We start from the raw sequence: 19,185 nt of genomic DNA on the forward strand, positions 1-19,185 counted from the left end.
AAGAACGTGCTTTTCGGGATGATTTTTGGTCATGAATGAATCAGCTCAAATGCCGTCGGTCAACGGAACGGTGACGGACGATCGCGCCCCAGAATCGTTCGAAATCGCTTACCCGAGAAGGCCATTTATCGTCTTGCTCGGTGTGGTTCTCACCACAGTGTGTGGCGGATTGGCTACGCTGTTTTTCTCCATGACCTTCCACGCCTTGGGCGTTGGTGGTGAACCCGCAGAAGAGCCAACTGTGATTGTCTTTTCTGTTGTCGGTTTGCTTTTTACCTTGATCGGAACGGCAACGTTCGCGGTCGATGTTGCTTGGTTCACCGCACGACGCGAAACGCTCACCATCAAAACCGACGCTTTGGTTCGGACGTTCCGATGTCTGAGTTATTCAAAAGTCACCCTCTATTCGTTTGCGAAGCTGGACACGGTTCGATTTGTTGCGGAGCATTGGCGCAGTGGAGTTGGGAAAGATCAGCTGGTGCATGCTCACCTTGCTTCCTCCTACTCTGGAAAAGCGATCAAGTTGGCCCATGGTCTGAGCGCAGACCAGGCGCGTGAAATTCTGCGAGCACTTGCCGACACCGGTCGCGTTGACGTGGAGCCAGTTGCATGATCGCCCGCTCGATCCTCCCCATTCTCACGGTCCTCTCGATCATCCTCGCCGTTTGGTACGGCGGGGCCGTGGCCATGAACTGGCGCATCGAGGCGGAACGTTTCGAGCGCATGGGGCTGGAAAAAACCACCATGGAAATGGTCCAGGCGACGATGGCCATGGACCGGCCGGTGCTGCCGGCGCCGCATCAGGTCTGGGTCGAATTCCAGGAGAGTGTCTTCGAGCGCAACCCGTCCTCGCCGCGCAGCCTGGTGTTCCACGCCTGGATCACGCTGTCGTCGTCGCTGGTGGGGTTTGCGATGGGCACCTTGCTCGGCATTCTGCTGGCCGTCGGGATCGTCCATTCCAAAGTGCTCGACAAATCCCTTCTTCCCTGGATCATCGCCTCGCAGACCATTCCCATCCTCGCCATCGCACCGATGATCATCATCGTCTTTTCAACGCTTGGCGTGCAGGGGCTGATCCCCAAGGCCTTCATCTCCACCTATCTGGCGTTTTTCCCGGTCGCCATCGGCATGACCAAGGGGCTGCGCTCGCCCGAAGCCATGCACCTTGATCTGATGCACACGTATAACGCGACGCGCAGCCAGACCTTTTGGAAGCTGCGGCTGCCTGCCTCGCTGCCCTATCTGTTTGCCTCGATGAAGATTGCCGTGGCCATCTCGCTGGTCGGCGCCATTGTCGGCGAGTTGCCAACCGGCGCGCAGGGCGGCATCGGCGCGCGGCTGCTCAACAGCTCTTATTACGGTCAGACCATCCAGATCTGGGCGGCGCTGTTTGCTGCTGCCTTTATGTCGGCGTTGCTCGTCTATGCCATTGGCTGGATCGGCGCGGTTGTGAACAAGCGCATGGGTGCGCGTGAGGCGGCAGTATGATGGGCCTCACCGGAACCAGTATTCTTTGGGCTGCGCTTGCTTTCTGGATCGTCGCCTGGGCCGCCAACCAACGGCTTGCCGGGCTGAACCTTTCCGGTGCGCCCAAGGTGCTGGTGAACCTTCTGATCCCGGTGCTGTTTGGCGCGACGCTTCTGGTGCTCTGGGAAGGGGTTACGCGCGGGCTGGATGTGCCCCAGGTGGTGATGCCACCGCCGTCCATGGTGTGGGAGCGGATCGTTTCGAGCACCGATATTCTCTGGGCCGACTTCCAACAAACGTTCTTGAAAGCTGTCATCGCAGGCTACGTCATGGGCTGCGGGCTGGGGTTTGTGGTCGCGATCCTGGTGGACCGTTCGCCGTTCTGGAAAGCAGGCATCATGCCGGTGGGCAATCTGATGTCGGCCCTGCCGATCATCGGGATAGCGCCTATCATGGTGATGTGGTTCGGCTTCGACTGGCCTTCCAAGGCCGCGGTCGTCGTCGTGATGACGTTCTTCCCGATGCTGGTGAACACGTTGGCGGGCCTTAACGCTTCAGGCCAGATGGAAAGGGATTTGATGCACACTTACGCATCATCCTATCCGCAAACGCTGATCAAGCTGCGCTTGCCTGCGGCGATGCCGTTCATCTTCAATGCACTCAAAATCAACTCCACTCTGGCGCTTATTGGAGCAATCGTTGCAGAATTTTTCGGCACGCCAATTGTTGGCATGGGCTTTCGAATCTCTACTGCTGTCGGCAGCCTCAACATTGATCTGGTGTGGGCAGAAATTTTCGTCGCCGCCTTGGCAGGCTCGCTCACCTATGGTGCGATAGCTTTGATCGAACGGCGCGTGACGTTCTGGCATCCGTCCAACCGGCGGGCGCGATAGTTTCGAAGAATAAGGGGAATGGGCGTCGCAAAGGTGCCCACGAAAACTGGAAGGAGTTCCAACTTATGAAAACCGCAACCAAACTTTTGGCAGGGGGCGCATTGCTTGCCTCATCCTTTGCGATGACCGCACCGGCGCTGTCGGCAGATGAGCTGACACTGCAGCTGAAATGGGTCACGCAGGCGCAGTTTGCCGGCTACTATGTGGCGCTGCATGAGGGGCTCTATGAGGCTGAAGATCTTGATGTCACCATCAATCCGGGTGGCCCGGATATCGCACCGCCGCAGGTGATTGCTGGTGGTGCTGCCGATGTGATCGTTGAGTGGATGCCGGCTGCTTTGGCTGCGCGTGAGCGTGGTGTGCCGCTGGTCAACATCGCTCAGCCGTTTGCCCGTTCTGGCATGATGCTAACCTGTCGCGCCGATAGCGGTGTGACCTCACCGGAGGATTTCCCGGGCGAGACGTTGGGCGTCTGGTTCTTCGGCAATGAGTATCCGTTCCTGTCCTGGATGAGCCAGCTTGGCATTCCCACCGATGGTGGTGATGAAGGCGTGACGGTTGTGCGTCAGGGCTTCAACGTTGATCCGCTCATTCAAGGTCAGGCCGCTTGCGTGTCGACCATGAACTACAATGAATATTGGCAGGTGATCGACGCTGGGTTCTCGCCGGACGATCTGGTGGTGTTCAACTACACCGACCAAGGCGTCGCGACGCTGGAAGACGGTCTTTATGTGCTCGAAGAGTCGCTGGAAGACCCTGAAATGGTCGACAAGCTGACCCGCTTCGTGCGGGCCTCGATGGCGGGCTGGAACTGGGCGCAGGAAAACCCTGAAGAAGCGGCGATGATCGTGCTGGAGTATGACCAGACCGGCGCACAGACTGAAGCGCATCAGATCCGCATGATGGGTGAGATCAACAATCTGACGGCCGGGTCCACCGGCGCGCTGGATGTGGCGGCCGCCGAGACAACGGTCGACTCGCTGCTCTTTGGTGGCGATGATCCAGTGATCACCGAGCGCCCAACCGGTGCTTGGACATCCGTCATCACGGACGGCTTGTAAGCCGTCCATTTGTTGGTCTGGGTCGCTCTGTTCTTTCAGAACAACCGCTCAGCCAGACGACGTGATGAATGGTGCTACCCCCGCGGGTGGTTGTTCCGTCAGGAACAGAACGACCGGGAACACCAAGAGATGCAGGAGGGCCGGGAGACCGGCCCTTTTTTACGGGAGTCTGTCCAACGCCGTCAGCAACCAGACTTGCTCCTGGCCGCTGCATCGCTCAGCCAGTGCACCGGAAATGGCTGTGTCGGAAATCAACTCTCGCTTGAACACGTCATCGTAATAAGTCGCGATTGTCTTGTCGGGCACTGAGAACGGCGGGCCATTCATCTGGCTTTGATCATAGTCGAACGAGACCAGAAGTTGGCGAGCCTTGCCGGTGATCGCCATGAGATGCTGGGCGTAGTCGGCGCGCATGCTGTCGGGCATGGCAACCAGAGCCGCGCGATCATAAACGGCGTTCACCGTCCCAATGTCGCTGGCTTGCAGCAGGAAAAAATCGCCAACAAACACTGTGAGCGCCTCGGCGCTGTAGCGTTTCAGTGCGCCGATTGCAGTAATCTCTGGTGTCAGGCGCAGGCGCTCAAACACCTCCTGCACGGCGCCTTCATTGAGTTCAGCACCGATAACTGTGACGCCTTGGAGGAGCAGCCAATCCAGATCGAACGATTTGCCACAGAGCGGCACGAAAACCTGATCACCGGCTGAAAGCTTAAGGTGGTGATAGTTCTGGGTGAGCAGCGGGTTGGGTTCTGCTTCGTGAAACGCGATGCGGTTCTCGCGCCAGCGCTCCTGCCAAAAGGCGTGCTCCATTAGGGTCTCCGTTCTTGGCTCGCGATAGCGGGAATGCTGAGCGAAAGTGTTAGTAAAACCGGACGCCACCGACGCTTACATCTGCGTCAACCGCCCGTCCAATTGCCAGAATGCCTAGGCGGCGCAGTTTGGAAACATCCATTGGCGTATCGATGCGATGTGGCGCAAAATCGGTGAAGGGGACGCGATGGGTTTCCCAGCTAGGACCGGCGATCAAGCTTTGGCGGTAGCTTTGCCAGGGACGCGTTAGATCGGTTGTGCGCAGATGGAGATTGTAAGTTTCGCCGTTCCCCGTCACGTCCAGTGCGATGCCAGAGAAGGCGCTTGCATCCACCGCTGAACCATCGGGGGTCAAATCCAGCGCCACCTGGATGAAGCCACCATTGTTCTCCAAACTCACTGCGCCGCGAATGCGATAAGCCTCGCGCCCATCAACCGTTTCGCGGGTCATGGTGCCTTGCGACACACCGCCCATCACACCGTCGGCGATGAACTGCCAGGTCGCGCCGTTGCTTGCCTGCGGGGCAGGGCGGCTGAGATCATCAATGATCATGTCACAAGTGCCTTGGCGATCTCTGTGGCCAGGCGCGCATTGTTTTTCACCAGCGCGATGTTGCTGGTCAGGCTCTTGCCGTCCGTCAGTTCAAGAATGCGCCCAAGCAAATAGGGCGTGACCTCTTTGCCTTTGATGTCAAGACGCTCCAGATCGGCTTGTGCCTGCGCGATGTAGCCCTGCATTTCAGCTTGCGGAATTTCATCGGCAACCGGAATGGGGTTGGCGACCAGCATGCCGCCGTCCACACCCATATGATCGCGGGTCTTTTGGAAGGCCGCAATCCCCTGCCCGCTGTCGATCCGCAAAGGCACGGAATGCTCTGACTCGCGCGACCAAAAGGCGGGCATCACGTCCGTTTGGTAGCCGACCACCGGCACGCCCTGGGTTTCCAGCACTTCCAGCGTTTTGGGAATATCGAGGATGGCCTTGGCGCCGGCGGCGACCACGATCACCCCAGTGCGACCCAGCTCCATCAGATCGGCGGAAACGTCGAAGCTGTCGCTCGCGCCCTGATGCACGCCGCCAATGCCGCCGGTGGCAAAGACTTTGATGCCGACCATCTGCGCTACCATCATGGTGGCGGCGACGGTGGTGCCTGCACTTTCTCCGCTGGAAACGGCATAGGCCAGATCAGCGCGGGAGGCTTTGCGGGCGTCTTTGGTCTGGCCCAGGGCGGATCGTTCTTCATCGCTCAAACCGACCTTGATGCGGCCATCCACCACCGCTATCAGCGCTGGAGTCGCACCACCTTCAGTGATGATATCCTCCACTGCCTGCGCCATCTCAAGGTTTTGCGGGTAGGGCATGCCGTGGGTGATGATGGTGCTTTCCAGCGCCACGAGGGGCTTGGCGGCGGCCAGCGCCGCGGCGACCGTCGGGTGGATATCAATCAAAGCCTTGAGGGAGTCGGGTGTCATGAAATGGGCAGCTTTCGTGATGTGATGCGGGCCAGGCGGTCGGTCTGTGACTCCAACCAAGCAGGGGTGAGGTCCGGCAAAACGTCTTGCTCGGATTCAAGGGTAAAGGTCGCGAGCACGGCGCCGAGGCGCGAGGCATCGACCAGAGATTGGCCGTTCATCAGGCCGTAGAGCGTGCCCGACATCAGCGCATCGCCGGCGCCCGTGACATCGACGGTGTGAGCGTCCAGCGCCTTGACTTGGTGCGTGCCGGTATCATCCGCGACCAGGTGCCCATCCGCGCCAAGGGTCAGCACCACGGCATTGGCACCACGTTGGCGCAGGCCCGTGGTGAGATCGCTGGGCGCGTTGGTGTTGATGCCAAGCATCGCCTTGGCTTCACCGGCGTTGGTGAAGAGCACGTCGATCGCCGACAAATCATCGGGCAGGCGCACGGCTTTGGGCACCGACACCGTGTTGACGGCGAGCTTGGCGCCAGCCTTGCCTTGCAGCAGCGCGTGCAGCGTTGCTTCAGGCAGATTGCAATCGGCAAATATCCAGCGGCTCGCAGCGATGTGCGGCCAAGCGCTGACGAGCATGGCGGGTGTGATCGCTTCGAGTGCGTCCATCGCCGCCATGGCGATGTGGAGATCGCCGGTGCCGTCCAAGATCGCGGCATATTCCGCCGTTGCGCTCATGGGCGACACAGCAACTTGGCCGACATCGACGCCTAGCTCGCTCAAATGATGAAAGATGGCGCGACCCGCCTCGTCCTCACCAACCAGCGAGACCAGTGCCACAGCCTTCTGCAAACGCGCCAGTGTTTCGGCGACATTGCGCGCCACGCCGCCGAAGCTCTGATTGGTGGTGGCAGGGTTGGACGTGCCGGCGATGAGCGCGCCCTTGGCGTGGTATTTGCGGTTGATTGCCGCCCCGCCAATACACACCAGATCGCTGGTTCGCCGTGCTGTGCCATCTGAAGTTTTTGGGGATGTCATGCGGTTCCGGCTCGCCAAGGATGGTCGAGGCTATAGCCAACGCGCGACGGTTGAGGAAGAGGCTGGCGCTTATCCGGCGCAGCTGATCTCCACCCGACGGTTCAGCGAACGGCCGGCTTCATCATCATTGCTGGCGATGGGCTCGTCCTCGCCACGGCCAGAGGCGGAGATGCGCGCCGGATCCATGCCCTGCGCCACCAGCGCCGCAACCACCGAGCTGGCACGGCGCTCGGAAAGATCGCGGTTGTAGTCGTCTGCCCCTTCGCTGGAAGAATGGCCAATGATCTCAACGCTCACATCCCCTTCGGCTTGCAGCCCTTCAAACATAGCGGTGAGGATCGGCGCGGCGTCGGGGCGCAGCAGGTCGGAATCAAAATCGAACCCGATCCCGTGCACCACCGAACCGCAGCCGAGCATCGGCTCTTCGGCCGGCAGGCAGACGGGTGAGGCCGCGCTTGCCTCCCCATCATAGGGGCGGAACGGTGCCCCATTGGTGGAGCGCAGACCGCGCAGCGCGCCATTCTCAGCGGCGATCAGGATGAATTGCGAGGGGATGCCGGCCTCGTCTGCGCCAAGCGCGCGCAGGACATTGCCATCGACAGTCCCACTGAGCGGGCTACGCGTGTCGTAACAGCCGGTTACGCTGGCGCCGTCCTGCGCCAGTTCGATGTCAACGCCTCGGCCGTCCCACACGCCGCTGAACTGCTCCGATAGCGCTGCCGGCGCCTGGGTGCCGTTGCCGATCAGTTCGGAGAATTCGAAAAACGTGTTCTCCACCTGCACGTCGAGGCCATCGGAGAGGCGCAGCCGCACCCACTGCACATCGGGCTGGTCAGCCGTCATGGTGAGGTCGGTGACGAGGCCACGCTCGGCATGCTCTTCCAGCGTGCCGGCGGCGAGCGTGACGAAGGGCCCTTCGGCGCTCTCGGTCGAGCCTAAAACCTCCACCGATTTAAAGAAGGTTTGCGAGGGGCTCGGCGTTTCGGCGATGCCCGGCACGGCGAAGCGGGTGAACTGGGTCGGCGCCGGCAGGGCGTAGGTGATCTCTAGCGTGTCGCTGGGCCCGCCAAAGCGAGGCGTCATCACATACTTGCCCGGGTTGCCATCAATCGCGCTGATGGCGTGCTCCATGGCGGTGCGGAAGTCAGCGCTGGTGGTGATCGCAACCGGCAGCACGCCTTGCGCGAACGTCATCAGATCGATGGGCTCGGGGGCGTCTTGGGCGTACGGTACAGTTGTGAGCAGCGCGGTGATGGCGGCTGTGGCCATCGTTCCGGATAGGGTTGCAGCGGGATGGTTTGGCATCAGTCTCTCCCCGGTTTTGCCGGAGTTTAGGCAGGGGGAGGTGTGGGGGCAATGAGGCCACTAGAAAACAGGAATTTGTTCTGGAGTATCGATCGCCCGTAACCTTTCCAAAATTTTTTTAGCTCCGTCTATATGAGCGACACTGGATTTTTCTGGCTTGCGACGGGCAGTCTCCCCCCAGGGGTCATGAAAACCGTCTTTTGCCAAAAAGACGGCTGTGGCGGCCAGTTCTAACTCTATCGCATTTTCGCCAACTATCGCCTTAGCAAACTCACTGCGGGGACCAGTAGTCACATTTGACGCAGATTTAGGACTTTCAAAAACGGAATAGGTTCCACCCCAGTTTGCAGGATGCTCTGTTTCGCTAAATTCTCCCAACAAATTCCCAACCATCAACGCGTCAGCTAATTCTTCGCTATAGGGACCGTAGTGTTTATAGGAAAATTTGAAATCATTCTCCATTCCTGCTACCGTTAAAAGGTAGGCGATTTTTTGTATTCGAGTGCGACCAATAACTTTGCCTCCAGAATCAGCAATTAAAGATGCGGCTCTTTTTGATTTATTTATTGACATGCAGATACCTCCCTCAAAATAGTTGAATTAATCAATTCCAAAGAGCCATCATCGCCATGATCATGATAGGCGCGAAGCAATTTGAAGTCTTTAAGGCTGGCAACGACCTGTGATTGCTCTTTAAGGTCTACAAGTTCACCGCCGTCGGTTCGTATGTTTATTCTACCAAGTAAACCTGCGTTCCGCTTGTAAGGGGAGCGAGTTGCTTCATCTATCAGGATAGCAGGCAAATTTCCGTCTCGACGGTCCGTCCATTCAGTTAATTTTTCTTTAATCGCCTCACAGCAACGATCTATCTTTTCGATATGGGTAGGAGTGCCCTGACTGGCAGGGTCAAGTGCGTGGACGACCCTCGAACGAATATCAACGCATTTAAAAAGCTTGCGGTCTCGAAGTCGCGATGCAAGTTCTGCCACAACTGAATCATTTGCATTGGCCAATAAAGGCAAAGCTCCCCATATGACTGAGTCATCCAAATCAAGAACTGCCTCAAGGTTTTCTGGATCTCGGATAAAAAGAAGTATGGGATGGTTCTGCGGCAAGCCAGTTCTGTTTGAGCTGCTATCAAGCGCAAGCGCGACGATTCGAACGAACAACTCTGTAAAAATTTTCTCTAAGCAACGTGTTGCTTTATGAAAATAAACAGTTGGATATAATTGAAACAGGCCTAAAACATAAGCCTCTGCAGCATAAATTGCCTTAGAGCCAAGGACAAATGTGTTAACGTCTCCAGTCTTTTGCTCGTCGACTCCGATGGGGATTGTTCCAATCTCCAAATTATTAATAAGCCAAGTAAAATCAATGGCGGCATGTTCACTGCCGCTCATCAATCGATCGCGTCTCATGTAGTCGAGTCGGTCGGCATCAAATTGACTTGATACAACCGCGTTATGGACAGTTATATTACCTTCACCTTTGATTATGTCTGCGACATCTGAAGCAAATCCGCTTCCCATGTCGTTTAAAATTTCAGCAACTTCCCCATCCCTAATTAGGGCGTCGCTTACCAACTCATGATCGGCCAACTTCAGCCCTAGGCGTTCACCGACCTTTTCAAAGGCGTGGCTAAAGGGACCGTGGCCTAGGTCATGAACCAGAGCTGCAGCCATGGCTCGATTTTCCCGTGAAGGGGACTGGATTACATCACTCGCTCGATTAATAACTTTCATCAACTGGCGCGCAGTATGAAACACTCCCAGGCTATGAATTAGTCTTGAATGACTTGCACCGGGATATACTAAGTCGGAAAATCCCAGCTGCTTTATTCGACGCAATCTTTGAAATGGTCGGCTCTGAACCACACGCCACAAATGGCTTTCAAGTTCGTCGTCAGTTTTGAACTCAATCAAATCATGAAGTGGATCGCGAATGCGCTGCATGAACACCCAGTATGAGATTCGCTAAGTAGTTGCTAGCCTTTATGAGAACAAAAGTAGAACAAATTTGCTCAGGCGTCTACCCCTTGACCGAAATTTGACCAAATGGTCTAGTTTCCTCTGAAAGCGGTTGCGCTCGCCAGAAAGTGCCCGCTGATGTCGAGGGGACAGGCCTTATGGTCAGCCTGCACGAGGCAGTTGCATATGAACATGCAGGCGAAAGTTTGCGCCGCGAACTCGCGCGTCAGGCGTCTGCCATCCGCTCTGCCCAATGGGGCGACACGGTCACCTATTCCCGCAAAGTGTTTGCGCCGCTGACCACCATGTGCCGCGACACCTGCGGCTACTGCACCTTCGTCAAGCACCCCGATGATCCCGGCGCCTTCATCATGACACCGAACGAGGTTCTCGCCACCGCCCGCAAGGGCGAAGACACTGGCTGCAAGGAGCTGCTCTTCTCGCTGGGTGAAAAGCCTGAGCAGCGCTACGAGAAAGCCGCCGAGGCGCTGGCCAAGTGCGGCTATTCCAGCATGATCGACTATCTGGCCGCCGTGTGTGCGCTGGTGCTGGAAGAAACCTCGCTGCTGCCGCACGTCAACGCCGGTACGCTAACGGACCAAGAGATCGAGACATTGAAGCCGGTTTCGGCCAGTATGGGCATGATGCTGGAGACGGTCTCCAACCGGCTGATGCAGCCGGGCATGCCGCACCATCAATGCCCCGATAAAACGCCAAAGGCGCGGCTGCGCACGCTTGAGGTTGCCGGGCGCAACAAGGTGCCGTTCACCACCGGGCTGCTCATCGGGATTGGTGAGACCTGGGCTGAGCGCGTCGAAGCGCTGTTTGCGATCAATGCAGCACACCGCCGCCATGGTCACATCCAGGAAGTGATCATCCAGAATTTTCGCGCCAAGCCGGGCATCGCCATGGCCGATCATCCCGAACCGTCGCTGGACGATATGCTGCTGACGCTTGCCACCGCGCGGCTGATACTGGACCCGTCGATCAGCCTGCAGGCGCCGCCCAACCTGTCGGCGCGACATGCCGCGTATCTGGATGCCGGGATCAATGATTGGGGTGGGATTTCGCCGGTGACGCGTGACTTCATCAATCCCGAACGCCCGTGGCCGCAGCTGGATGGGCTCGCCAAGGCCTGCGCCGAAAAGGGTCTGAAATTGCAGGAGCGGCTCACCGTCTATCCGAGTTATCTGCAATCTGGCGGTTATGTGGCGCCGCCTGTCGCCGCGCGGGCGAAGGCCATGGCGCGCCGGGATGGGTTGGCGCTTTCCCAGGCGTTGGAGCAAGAGGGGGAGGCTGCCCATGCTGCTGCCTAAACCGGCCTCCTCGCCGGTGCGGGCGATCCTCGATCAGGCGCTGGCTGGCAAAGATGTGACCCGCGAGCAGGGCACTGTTCTGTTTCAGGCGCGCGGCGCTGATCTGGAAGCCATTGTTGCCGTTGCCGACCAGCTACGCCGCCAGGCGGTGGGCGATGAGGTGACGTTTGCCGTCAACCGGAACATCAACTTCACCAACATCTGCTACATGGGCTGCCAGTTCTGCGGCTTTGCCAAGCGCATGGAAGAGGACGGCGCGGAGTTCCTGTCGCTGGAAACCGTTGTCGCCCGCGCCCGCGAAGCCTGGGACCGCGGCGCCACGGAGGTCTGCATCCAGGGTGGGCTGCACCCGAAGATGAAGGGCACGCATTACCGCGATATTCTGCTCGCCATCAAAGCCGAGCTGCCGGACATGCATATCCACGCGTTCTCACCGTTCGAGATCTGGTATGGCGTGAAAAAGACCGGCATGAGCATCGAAGACTTTCTCACCGATCTCAAATCCTGCGGATTGGGGTCGATGCCGGGCACGGCGGCGGAGATTTTGGACACTGAGATCCGCAAAGTGCTGACCCGAGACAAGCTTACTGCCGATGAGTGGGTGGAGATCATATCCACTGCGCATCATGTTGGCATTCAGACCACCGCGACGATCATGTACGGGCACGTCGATGGGCCGGAACACTGGTCGGATCATCTGGTGCGTATTCGCGACATTCAGGTAATTAGTCGCGACAAAACCGGCGGTAGTCGCGACAAAGAGGGGGCGTATTCTTTCCGTGGTTTTACGGAGTTCGTGCCGCTGTCGTTCGTGCACGAGGACGCACCGCTTTACCGCAAGGATCCCTCGGCGGTGCGACCCGGTCCGACCCGCGAAGAGGTGGTTTTGATGCACGCCGTCTCGCGGATCATGCTTCACAGATACATTGATAACATCCAGGTTTCCTGGACCAAGCTCGGCCCAGAAATGGCGCAGGCGATGCTTGCCTGCGGCGTCAATGATTTGGGCGGTACGCTGATGAATGAGAGCATCTCGCGGGCCGCTGGCGCCAAGAATGGGCAGGAGGTTACGGCCCACGAGATGGTGCGAATCATCCGCTCTGCAGGTCGGGTGCCTGTGCAACGGAATACGCTCTACGGAACGATCCAACGCTTTGATAAAGTTGATCCTTTGGCGCTTGACCCACTGGTCGACCGCAAGGGCGCTGACCCTCTTTCCTTCCTAGAGAAGGGTGAGCGCAAACGTGCCTAAAGTGACCCTTCTTGCAGGCGGTGTCGGTGGCGCCAAAATGGCTGAAGGTCTGGCCGCCCTGGACGATGTCGAGCTGACGATCATCGGCAACATCGCCGATGATGATCAGTTTCACGGGCTTTGGGTCTCGCCAGATATCGACACGGTGACATACACGCTGGCTGGCCTCATTGACCGTCAGCAGGGCTGGGGTGTTGCCGATGAGGGGCTGCGGGCGCTCGGCGTTTTGGAGACGCTTGGCGAGCACACTTGGATGACGCTTGGCGACAAAGACCTTGGCTTGCATATCTATCGTACCATGCGCCGCCATGAGGGCGATCGGCCCAGCGATATTGCCCGCCACATCGCTAAGGCTTTCGGGGTTGAACCAACAATTGTCCTGCCGACGGACGATTGGATGCAAACGCGGTTGGTGACCGATATCGGGCCGCTCAGCTTCCAGGAATATTTCGTGCGCGAGAAGTGCAAACCTGACGTTCAGGAGATTTGGTTTGAGGGTGTTGAGTTCGCCAAGCCGACGCCGGAAGCGTTGGAAGCCCTTGAAAATGCGGACCTTATTATTGTTGCTCCGTCCAACCCGCTGGTGAGCATTGATCCCATTCTTGCGATCCCCGGCATGCATGACGCTCTGGTGGAGGCCCCCGCTTCGGTGATCGCCGTCAGTCCATTGATCGCGGGCAAAACCGTGAAGGGGCCCGCAGCACGGATGATGACAGGCGTTGGTCTTGAAGCGTCGGCGCTGGGTGTCGCGCGGCACTATCAGGGGCTGGTCGATTGCCTGGTGATCGACAATCAGGATGCCGCGCTTGAAGCCGACATCGAAGCGCTCGGCATGGATGTCTCGGTCACCGACATCATGATCGGAACGCCGGAGCGCAAGCGAACGCTGGCGGCCCATTTGGCGGAGGTGGGGATGTGAGCTCGCCCAACCCATCGCTTTGCGTCGTGATCCCGATGAAAGACCCCGACCAGGCGAAGACCCGGCTCGGCGACACGCTGCCGGCGAAGACGCGCGCGGCCCTGACGCGTACCTTGTTCCGGCAAACGCTGCGGGTGCTGAAGTCTCTCGATCAAGATCTGCACATTGTGGTGGTCACCGATTCCGATGCCATTGCCGAAATCTGTCTGCCATTTCGTGTGCAGGTGCTCGGTGACCCAGGAGGCGGGTTGAACGCTGCCGTGAAAGCGGGCGTCGACTATGCGGCGCACCATCGTTTTGCGAGCCTCTGTGTTCTGCCCGGTGATCTCGCCGACCCGTCGCGCGATGACCTGACCGCGCTGTTGGCGATGCCGCGCGAGGAGAAGTCCGTGATCCTCGCACCCGCCCATGATGGCGGGACAAACGCGCTGGTGGTCACCCCGCCGGACGCCATGACCTTCGCGTACGGCCCGGACAGCTGTGCGGCTCATCAGGCTCTGGCGGAAAAGTCTGGCCTTTCTTGTGTGGTGATGCCGCTGCCAAGCCTGCTCTACGATGTGGATCGTTCCTCTGATCTCGGCGCCCGTTTGGTGCGGGGGCTCGATCGCTCGCTTGGTGCTTTCGGCAAGGGGGTGGCTGGATGAGGCGCGCGGAGATCCTAGCTGTACCTGGTCTGCCGGAAGTGAAAGCCGGCGATGATCTGGCGACCCTTATCGGCGATGCGCTGGTCGTAGCTGATCTTGTTCCCGGCGATGGCGACGTCCTGACCCTTGCCCACAAGATCGTCTCCAAAGCCGAGGGGCAGGTGAGACGACTGGCCGACATCACGCCGGGTGACGAAGCGCTGCAGTATGGCGAAGAGCTTGCCAAAGACCCGCGCAAAGTTCAGGCCGTTCTTGATGAAAGCACCCGCGTGGTTCGCGCATTCAAACATCCCCATGCCAAGGAAGGCACGATGATTTGCGAGCATCGGTTGGGGCTGATTTCCGCCAATGCGGCTGTGGATGAAAGCAACACAGGCGGTGCGGATGAGGTGATCCTGCTGCCCAAGGACCCAGATGCCAGCGCCCGAGCGCTTCGTGATGCGCTTCAAGTGCGCTTTGGCGCAGATATCGGCGTGATCATCACCGACACGTTTGGCAGGCCATGGCGTCTTGGCCAAGTGAATGTGGCCATCGGCTTGGCCGGTGTCCCAGCGCGGATCAATGAAGCCGGTGGACACGATGCGCGCGGGCGCGAGTTAAAGGTGACCGAGCCAGCCTTTGCCGATGAGGTGGCGGCCGCCTCCGGCTTGGTGATTGGCAAAGCGGCGCAAACGCCGGTGGTGCTTTTTCGCGGCCTTGATTGGCCGCCAACAAATGAGGCGCGGGGGGCTGACCTGATCCGCGCGCAAAGCGAGGATATGTTTCGATGACGATTGCGATAGTCGGGGGCACAGGCCCTCAGGGAAAAGGGTTGGCCCTGCGGTTTGCCCGCGCTGGTGTGCCGGTGGCCATCGGGTCGCGCGATGGTGGGCGCGCGGCGGACATAGCGGCGGAGCTTTCAGGCCAGCTTGGTAGTGACGCTGCCCCCATCTCTGGCCATAGCAACGAGGATGCCGTTGCCGCCGCTGATCGGATCGTGATCCTTTCGGTGCCCTATGCCGGGCACAACGCCACGCTGGAGCAGATCAAAGGCGCACTTTCCGGCAAAATCCTGGTCGATATCGTCGTGCCGCTCGCGCCCAACGATCCGAAAATCGTTGAGATGCCCCCAGAAGGCTCGGCCACCGAGGCGGCGCAGGCCCTTATTGGTGACGACATTCCCGTTATCGGCGCTTTGCACAATGTGTCTGCGGCGACGCTCAACAACCTTGATTGGGATATCAATTGCGACATCCTGGTCTGCGGCAACTCGCTGGATGCCCGTAAAGAGGTGATGGCGCTGGTCAAAAAGCTGGGTGTGGAAGCCTACAATGCCGGTGGTGCCAGTGCGGCGCGGTGCATCGAGGCGATCACGCCCATTCTCATCCGTATCAATATTTCCAAGCAGGTGCCGTTCACCCATGCGGGCATCAAGATCTGGCCACCTGCCCATTAAGCTTCACTGAGTTCAACAAATAAGAGGGAGTAAACCGATGGAATTTGGGATTACATTTAAGGGCTTTGTGGAGCCAGACCGCGCACGCGCTTTGGTACGCCAAGCGGAGAATGCAGGCTTCACCTATTGCTGGTTCTACGACAGCCACATTCTTTGGCGTGAGAGCTTTGCTGCTATGGCCATGTGCATGGAGCACACCAAGACCATGCGGTTTGGTCCCTGCGTGACCAACCCGAACACCCGCGATTGGTCGTTGGCTGCGTCCATGTTCGGCTCCCTTGCCAAACAGTCCGGAGGCCGGTTCGACATCGGTGTTGGTCGCGGCGACAGCGCCGTGCGCGTGATGGGCAAAAAGCCGGCCAAGCTCGCCGTGCTGGAAGAGTTCATCACCAAGGTCAAAGCCATGGTGCGCGGCGAAGAGGTGACCTACGGCGATGTGCCTGCGCCGATTCAGTTTCCCTGGGCTACCGGCTACGAGCTGCCGGCTTGGGTCGCCGCATACGGCCCAATGGCGTTGAAGTCAGCCGGCAAGGTCGGTGACGGTTTGATCCTGCAAATCGCCGAGCCGGGCATCTGCAAATGGCTAGCCGACCAGGCTATCGCCGCCGGAAACGAGGCAGGCCGTGACATGTCAAACTTCAAGGTGATGTCCGCGGCACCGGCCTATATCGGTGAGATGGCCGAAGCGCGCGAAGCGACCAAATGGTTCCCCGCCATGGTTGGCAACCACGTTGCCGATATTGTCGAGAAGTATGGCGCTGATACCGATCTGGTGCCGCAGAGCCTGACCGCCTATGTGGAGAAGCGTCGCGGCTACGACTATTCCAAGCACGGCCAGAGCGACAATCCGTATCTCGATTTCATCACCGATGACATCATCGACGGGTTCGCCGTTCTCGGCTCTGTGGATGACCACATCGCCAAACTTCAAGAGCTGGAAAGCGTGGGTGTGACCCAGTTCAACATCTATCTGGATAATGGCGATGAAGAGAACATCATCGCGCGCTACGGCGATACGATCATCCCTGCGATGACGAGCTAACAAGACGTCTTCAAAGGACGCGCACTGAGCAGAGCGACTGGCCGGCGGCGTAGCCGCCGGCTTGATTTTGCCGCTACGGGCTTTTCCCAAGCGACGAAGGTTGCGGCGCACCTAATTGCTGCGCCGCACCGCTGATATCGATGGGCAAGTCAAATCTATATCATTGAAATTATTGACTAATTTTTGACCTAGCCAAAGGTTGAACGCCCTTCGTTGATTACCCGGAAGTATAGGGGGTAGTCCGTACGTACCCGCTTCAAGAATCCGAAACCTTCCGATAGTTTGCCCGACAGCTTTGGATCGTTACCATTCGGTAATCCTATGGGCGCGCCTTCGGGCCTGCTCGCAGGAGGCCCATTCGGGCACACGCGATCCAAGGGCTGGAAACGTCTTTAGGGAGGACGCGTATTGTCTGACTACTCAGAAGAAAACACGGCATACTGGAAGGCGAATCTTCGCCTCATCAGCATCTGCCTTGTTATCTGGGCCATTGCATCCTTTGGCTTCGCCATTCTGCTACGCCCACTCATTTCCGGTATCGCCGTCGGCGGCACCGATCTTGGTTTTTGGTTCGCCCAGCAGGGCTCCATCCTCGTGTTCTTGGTCCTGATCTTCTTCTACGCTTGGCGTATGAATGCTCTCGACCGTGAACACGGCGTGGACGAAGAATAGTCCGGGAGCGCTGTAATGGATCAAACAACCCTCAACTTTATCGTGGTGGGCGCGTCGTTTGCGCTCTACTTCGGTATCGCCATCTGGGCGCGTGCTGCGTCGACGAGTGAGTTCTATGCCGCTGGTCGCGGCGTGAACCCAATCATCAACGGTATGGCGACCGCAGCTGACTGGATGTCCGCTGCTTCGTTTATTTCGATGGCGGGTCTTATCGCCTTCGTTGGTTACAACAACTCACTGTTCCTGATGGGTTGGACGGGCGGCTACGTGCTGATGGCCATGCTGCTTGCACCGTACCTTCGTAAGTTCGGCAAGTTCACGGTTCCTGAGTTTGTGGGCGACCGGTACTACTCCACCGCCGCGCGCGTTGTGGCAGTTATCTGTCTCATCGTGATCTCGGTGACCTATGTGATCGGTCAGATGCGTGGTGCAGGCATTGCCTTCTCGCGCTTCCTGGAAATCCCGATTGACCTCGGCCTCTACACCGCTGGTTTTGTCGTTCTGGTCTACGCTGTGCTCGGCGGTATGAAGGGCATCACCTATACCCAGGTGGCCCAGTATTGCGTGCTGATCATCGCCTACACCATTCCGGCGATCTTCATCTCGCTCAACCTGACCGGCAACCCGATCCCGGGTCTTGGCCTGTTCTCAACCATGGCAGAAGGCAATGCAGGCGCAGGCCAGCACCTTCTCGTGGTGCTCGATGGGCTGCTGACGGATCTTGGCTTTAGGGAATACACCGCCACCACCAATCCTTGGTTGATGGCGCTCTACACCCTGTCGCTGATGATCGGTACTGCTGGTCTACCCCACGTGATCATCCGCTTCTTCACCGTTCCTAAGGTGGCTGACGCGCGTTGGTCTGCTGGTTGGGCACTGGTGTTCATCGCCCTTCTGTACCTGACGGCTCCGGCTGTTGGTGCGATGGCGCGCCTCAACATCACCACCACGATGTGGCCGGCTGGTCTTGAAGGTGAAGCGGTTGCGGTCGATGAGTTGCCCGATTGGTTCGAAACCTGGCAGGTCACCGGCCTTCTGGGTGTCGAAGACAAGAACGGCGACGGTCGGATCCAGTACTACAACGATGCCAATCCGGCGATGGCCGAACTGGCCGCTGAGCGTGGCTGGGAAGGCAATGAGCTTGTCACCTTCAACCGTGACATCCTCGTGCTTGCTAACCCGGAGATTGCACAGCTTCCAGGCTGGGTGATCGCGTTGATTGCTGCCGGTGGTATCGCCGCCGCGCTGTCAACGGCTGCTGGTCTGTTGCTCGCCATCTCCTCGGCGATCAGTCATGACCTCATCAAGTCGGTATTCAATCCGGATATCTCAGAGAAGGGCGAGCTACTTGCAGCGCGTATTTCGATGTTGGTATCCATCTGTGTGGCGGTGTATCTGGGCCTCAATCCCCCGGGCTTCGCGGCTCAGGTGGTGGCGCTGGCCTTCGGTCTTGCCGCTGCGACCCTGTTCCCGACGCTGATGATGGGCATCTTCTCCAAGCGGATGAACTCTGCTGGTGCTATCGCAGGTATGCTGGCCGGTCTGATTTCGACCTGTCTGTACCTCTTCCTGTTCCTTGGATGGTTCTTCATCCCAGGCACGGCGACATTCGATAGCTCGCAGTATCTGTTCGGCATCCCACCGACCCACTTCGGGCCGATTGGTGCGGTGTTCAACTTCGCTGCAGCGTTCCTGGTGTCGCGTGCGACAGCTGCTCCACCGGAGCACATTCAGGAGCTGGTGGAATCGGTTCGGTTCCCACGCGGTGCCGCCGCAGCTGCTGCGGATCACTAACACCGCAGCCTCTGCCATATGCTTTGACGGGTCCCGCTTTTGCGGGGCCCGTTTTCGTTTGGGACTGCAAATTCTGCGCTGTTGGAAGGGTTTACGCGCTTTGCCCTATTGGCCCTCGTCGACCAACGGCGCATGGTCTGATCGCCTCATGTGCGACG

The 19,185-nt window shown here is 58.6% G+C and carries 20 protein-coding genes; 13 read left to right on the top strand and 7 right to left on the bottom strand.

Annotation, left to right across the window (positions count from 1 at the left end):
• The first annotated feature begins 31 nt into the window (after positions 1-31).
• The 4 genes from JJ917_00610 (at position 32) to JJ917_00625 (ending at position 3,421) form a co-directional block, all read left to right on the top strand.
• The gene (locus tag JJ917_00610; GenBank protein MBO6697307.1) at positions 32-613 is read left to right on the top strand and encodes a hypothetical protein; all 582 of its coding nucleotides are present in this window, start codon (positions 32-34) and stop codon (positions 611-613) included.
• Positions 610-1,488, top strand: a complete 879-nt coding sequence (locus tag JJ917_00615; GenBank protein ID MBO6697308.1) for an ABC transporter permease — start codon at positions 610-612, stop codon at positions 1,486-1,488. The genes JJ917_00610 and JJ917_00615 overlap by 4 nt, the downstream gene beginning before the upstream one ends.
• Positions 1,488-2,360, top strand: a complete 873-nt coding sequence (locus JJ917_00620) for an ABC transporter permease (protein MBO6697309.1) — start codon at positions 1,488-1,490, stop codon at positions 2,358-2,360. The genes JJ917_00615 and JJ917_00620 overlap by 1 nt, the downstream gene beginning before the upstream one ends.
• 65 nt (positions 2,361-2,425) lie before the next feature.
• Positions 2,426-3,421, top strand: coding sequence for an ABC transporter substrate-binding protein (locus JJ917_00625; GenBank protein MBO6697310.1), 996 nt, complete (start codon positions 2,426-2,428; stop codon positions 3,419-3,421).
• 159 nt (positions 3,422-3,580) lie between these two features.
• On the opposite strand, the gene tmpT is transcribed toward JJ917_00625, so the two are convergent.
• The 7 genes from tmpT to JJ917_00660 all read right to left on the bottom strand — a co-directional run bounded on the left by tmpT (position 3,581) and on the right by JJ917_00660 (position 9,938).
• Positions 3,581-4,231: a thiopurine S-methyltransferase gene (gene tmpT / locus JJ917_00630; protein ID MBO6697311.1), complete on the bottom strand. Its 651-nt coding sequence runs from the start codon at positions 4,229-4,231 to the stop codon at positions 3,581-3,583.
• A gap of 49 nt (positions 4,232-4,280) precedes the next feature.
• Complete coding sequence (locus JJ917_00635) at positions 4,281-4,784, bottom strand: CIA30 family protein (GenBank protein ID MBO6697312.1); 504 nt, start codon at positions 4,782-4,784, stop codon at positions 4,281-4,283.
• Positions 4,781-5,704 (bottom strand): pseudouridine-5'-phosphate glycosidase, encoded by a 924-nt coding sequence (locus tag JJ917_00640; GenBank protein ID MBO6697313.1) that lies wholly within the window; start codon positions 5,702-5,704, stop codon positions 4,781-4,783. Before JJ917_00640 ends, JJ917_00635 begins: the two co-directional genes overlap by 4 nt.
• A complete protein-coding gene (locus JJ917_00645) occupies positions 5,701-6,681 on the bottom strand; it encodes a carbohydrate kinase family protein (GenBank protein MBO6697314.1) in 981 nt (326 codons plus the stop codon). The genes JJ917_00640 and JJ917_00645 overlap by 4 nt, the downstream gene beginning before the upstream one ends.
• Before the next feature lie 69 nt (positions 6,682-6,750).
• Positions 6,751-7,986, bottom strand: coding sequence for an OmpA family protein (locus JJ917_00650; GenBank protein ID MBO6697315.1), 1,236 nt, complete (start codon positions 7,984-7,986; stop codon positions 6,751-6,753).
• Positions 7,987-8,046: 60 nt separating this feature from the next.
• A complete protein-coding gene (locus JJ917_00655; GenBank protein ID MBO6697316.1) occupies positions 8,047-8,559 on the bottom strand; it encodes a hypothetical protein in 513 nt (170 codons plus the stop codon).
• Entirely contained in the window at positions 8,550-9,938 is a 1,389-nt protein-coding gene (locus JJ917_00660) for an HD domain-containing protein (protein ID MBO6697317.1), read from the bottom strand. The genes JJ917_00655 and JJ917_00660 overlap by 10 nt, the downstream gene beginning before the upstream one ends.
• A 221-nt stretch (positions 9,939-10,159) precedes the next feature.
• On the opposite strand from JJ917_00660, the gene cofG reads away from it, so the two are divergent.
• From cofG to JJ917_00705, 9 genes are all read left to right on the top strand, one after another.
• On the top strand, positions 10,160-11,269 hold the full coding sequence (gene cofG / locus JJ917_00665) for a 7,8-didemethyl-8-hydroxy-5-deazariboflavin synthase CofG (protein ID MBO6697318.1): 1,110 nt from the start codon (positions 10,160-10,162) through the stop codon (positions 11,267-11,269).
• Entirely contained in the window at positions 11,256-12,521 is a 1,266-nt protein-coding gene (gene cofH / locus JJ917_00670) for a 5-amino-6-(D-ribitylamino)uracil--L-tyrosine 4-hydroxyphenyl transferase CofH (protein ID MBO6697319.1), read from the top strand. Before cofG ends, cofH begins: the two co-directional genes overlap by 14 nt.
• Position 12,522: 1 nt before the next feature.
• Entirely contained in the window at positions 12,523-13,440 is a 918-nt protein-coding gene (locus JJ917_00675; protein ID MBO6697320.1) for a 2-phospho-L-lactate transferase, read from the top strand.
• Positions 13,437-14,084 carry a 2-phospho-L-lactate guanylyltransferase gene (cofC, locus tag JJ917_00680; protein MBO6697321.1) on the top strand — a complete coding sequence of 216 codons (648 nt, stop codon included), beginning with the start codon at positions 13,437-13,439 and terminating at the stop codon, positions 14,082-14,084. The genes JJ917_00675 and cofC overlap by 4 nt, the downstream gene beginning before the upstream one ends.
• Positions 14,081-14,854: a coenzyme F420-0:L-glutamate ligase gene (gene cofE, locus JJ917_00685; protein MBO6697322.1), complete on the top strand. Its 774-nt coding sequence runs from the start codon at positions 14,081-14,083 to the stop codon at positions 14,852-14,854. The genes cofC and cofE overlap by 4 nt, the downstream gene beginning before the upstream one ends.
• Positions 14,851-15,519 (top strand): NADPH-dependent F420 reductase, encoded by a 669-nt coding sequence (gene npdG, locus JJ917_00690; GenBank protein MBO6697323.1) that lies wholly within the window; start codon positions 14,851-14,853, stop codon positions 15,517-15,519. The genes cofE and npdG overlap by 4 nt, the downstream gene beginning before the upstream one ends.
• Before the next feature lie 37 nt (positions 15,520-15,556).
• Positions 15,557-16,561 (top strand): TIGR03842 family LLM class F420-dependent oxidoreductase, encoded by a 1,005-nt coding sequence (locus JJ917_00695; protein MBO6697324.1) that lies wholly within the window; start codon positions 15,557-15,559, stop codon positions 16,559-16,561.
• A gap of 408 nt (positions 16,562-16,969) precedes the next feature.
• Entirely contained in the window at positions 16,970-17,233 is a 264-nt protein-coding gene (locus JJ917_00700) for a DUF4212 domain-containing protein (GenBank protein ID MBO6697325.1), read from the top strand.
• A 15-nt stretch (positions 17,234-17,248) separates the two neighbouring features.
• On the top strand, positions 17,249-19,027 hold the full coding sequence (locus tag JJ917_00705) for a cation acetate symporter (GenBank protein ID MBO6697326.1): 1,779 nt from the start codon (positions 17,249-17,251) through the stop codon (positions 19,025-19,027).
• Positions 19,028-19,185: the final 158 nt, after the last annotated feature.

It is taken from the genome of Hyphomicrobiales bacterium (assembly GCA_017642935.1).
Taxonomy (GTDB): Bacteria; Pseudomonadota; Alphaproteobacteria; order Rhizobiales; family MH13; genus MH13.

Bases quoted from the DNA above. Each gene is read 5' to 3' on its own strand.
- tmpT (MBO6697311.1), bottom strand. From the start codon at position 4,231: ATGGAGCACGCCTTTTGGCAGGAGCGCTGGCGCGAGAACCGCATCGCG.
- JJ917_00645 (MBO6697314.1), bottom strand. From the start codon at position 6,681: ATGACATCCCCAAAAACTTCAGATGGCACAGCACGGCGAACCAGCGAT.
- JJ917_00705 (MBO6697326.1), top strand. From the start codon at position 17,249: ATGGATCAAACAACCCTCAACTTTATCGTGGTGGGCGCGTCGTTTGCG.
- JJ917_00610 (MBO6697307.1), top strand. From the start codon at position 32: ATGAATGAATCAGCTCAAATGCCGTCGGTCAACGGAACGGTGACGGAC.
- JJ917_00650 (MBO6697315.1), bottom strand. From the start codon at position 7,986: ATGCCAAACCATCCCGCTGCAACCCTATCCGGAACGATGGCCACAGCC.
- JJ917_00695 (MBO6697324.1), top strand. From the start codon at position 15,557: ATGGAATTTGGGATTACATTTAAGGGCTTTGTGGAGCCAGACCGCGCA.
- JJ917_00655 (MBO6697316.1), bottom strand. From the start codon at position 8,559: ATGTCAATAAATAAATCAAAAAGAGCCGCATCTTTAATTGCTGATTCT.
- JJ917_00625 (MBO6697310.1), top strand. From the start codon at position 2,426: ATGAAAACCGCAACCAAACTTTTGGCAGGGGGCGCATTGCTTGCCTCA.
- cofH (MBO6697319.1), top strand. From the start codon at position 11,256: ATGCTGCTGCCTAAACCGGCCTCCTCGCCGGTGCGGGCGATCCTCGAT.
- cofE (MBO6697322.1), top strand. From the start codon at position 14,081: ATGAGGCGCGCGGAGATCCTAGCTGTACCTGGTCTGCCGGAAGTGAAA.
- JJ917_00660 (MBO6697317.1), bottom strand. From the start codon at position 9,938: ATGCAGCGCATTCGCGATCCACTTCATGATTTGATTGAGTTCAAAACT.
- JJ917_00640 (MBO6697313.1), bottom strand. From the start codon at position 5,704: ATGACACCCGACTCCCTCAAGGCTTTGATTGATATCCACCCGACGGTC.
- JJ917_00620 (MBO6697309.1), top strand. From the start codon at position 1,488: ATGGGCCTCACCGGAACCAGTATTCTTTGGGCTGCGCTTGCTTTCTGG.
- npdG (MBO6697323.1), top strand. From the start codon at position 14,851: ATGACGATTGCGATAGTCGGGGGCACAGGCCCTCAGGGAAAAGGGTTG.
- JJ917_00615 (MBO6697308.1), top strand. From the start codon at position 610: ATGATCGCCCGCTCGATCCTCCCCATTCTCACGGTCCTCTCGATCATC.
- JJ917_00635 (MBO6697312.1), bottom strand. From the start codon at position 4,784: ATGATCATTGATGATCTCAGCCGCCCTGCCCCGCAGGCAAGCAACGGC.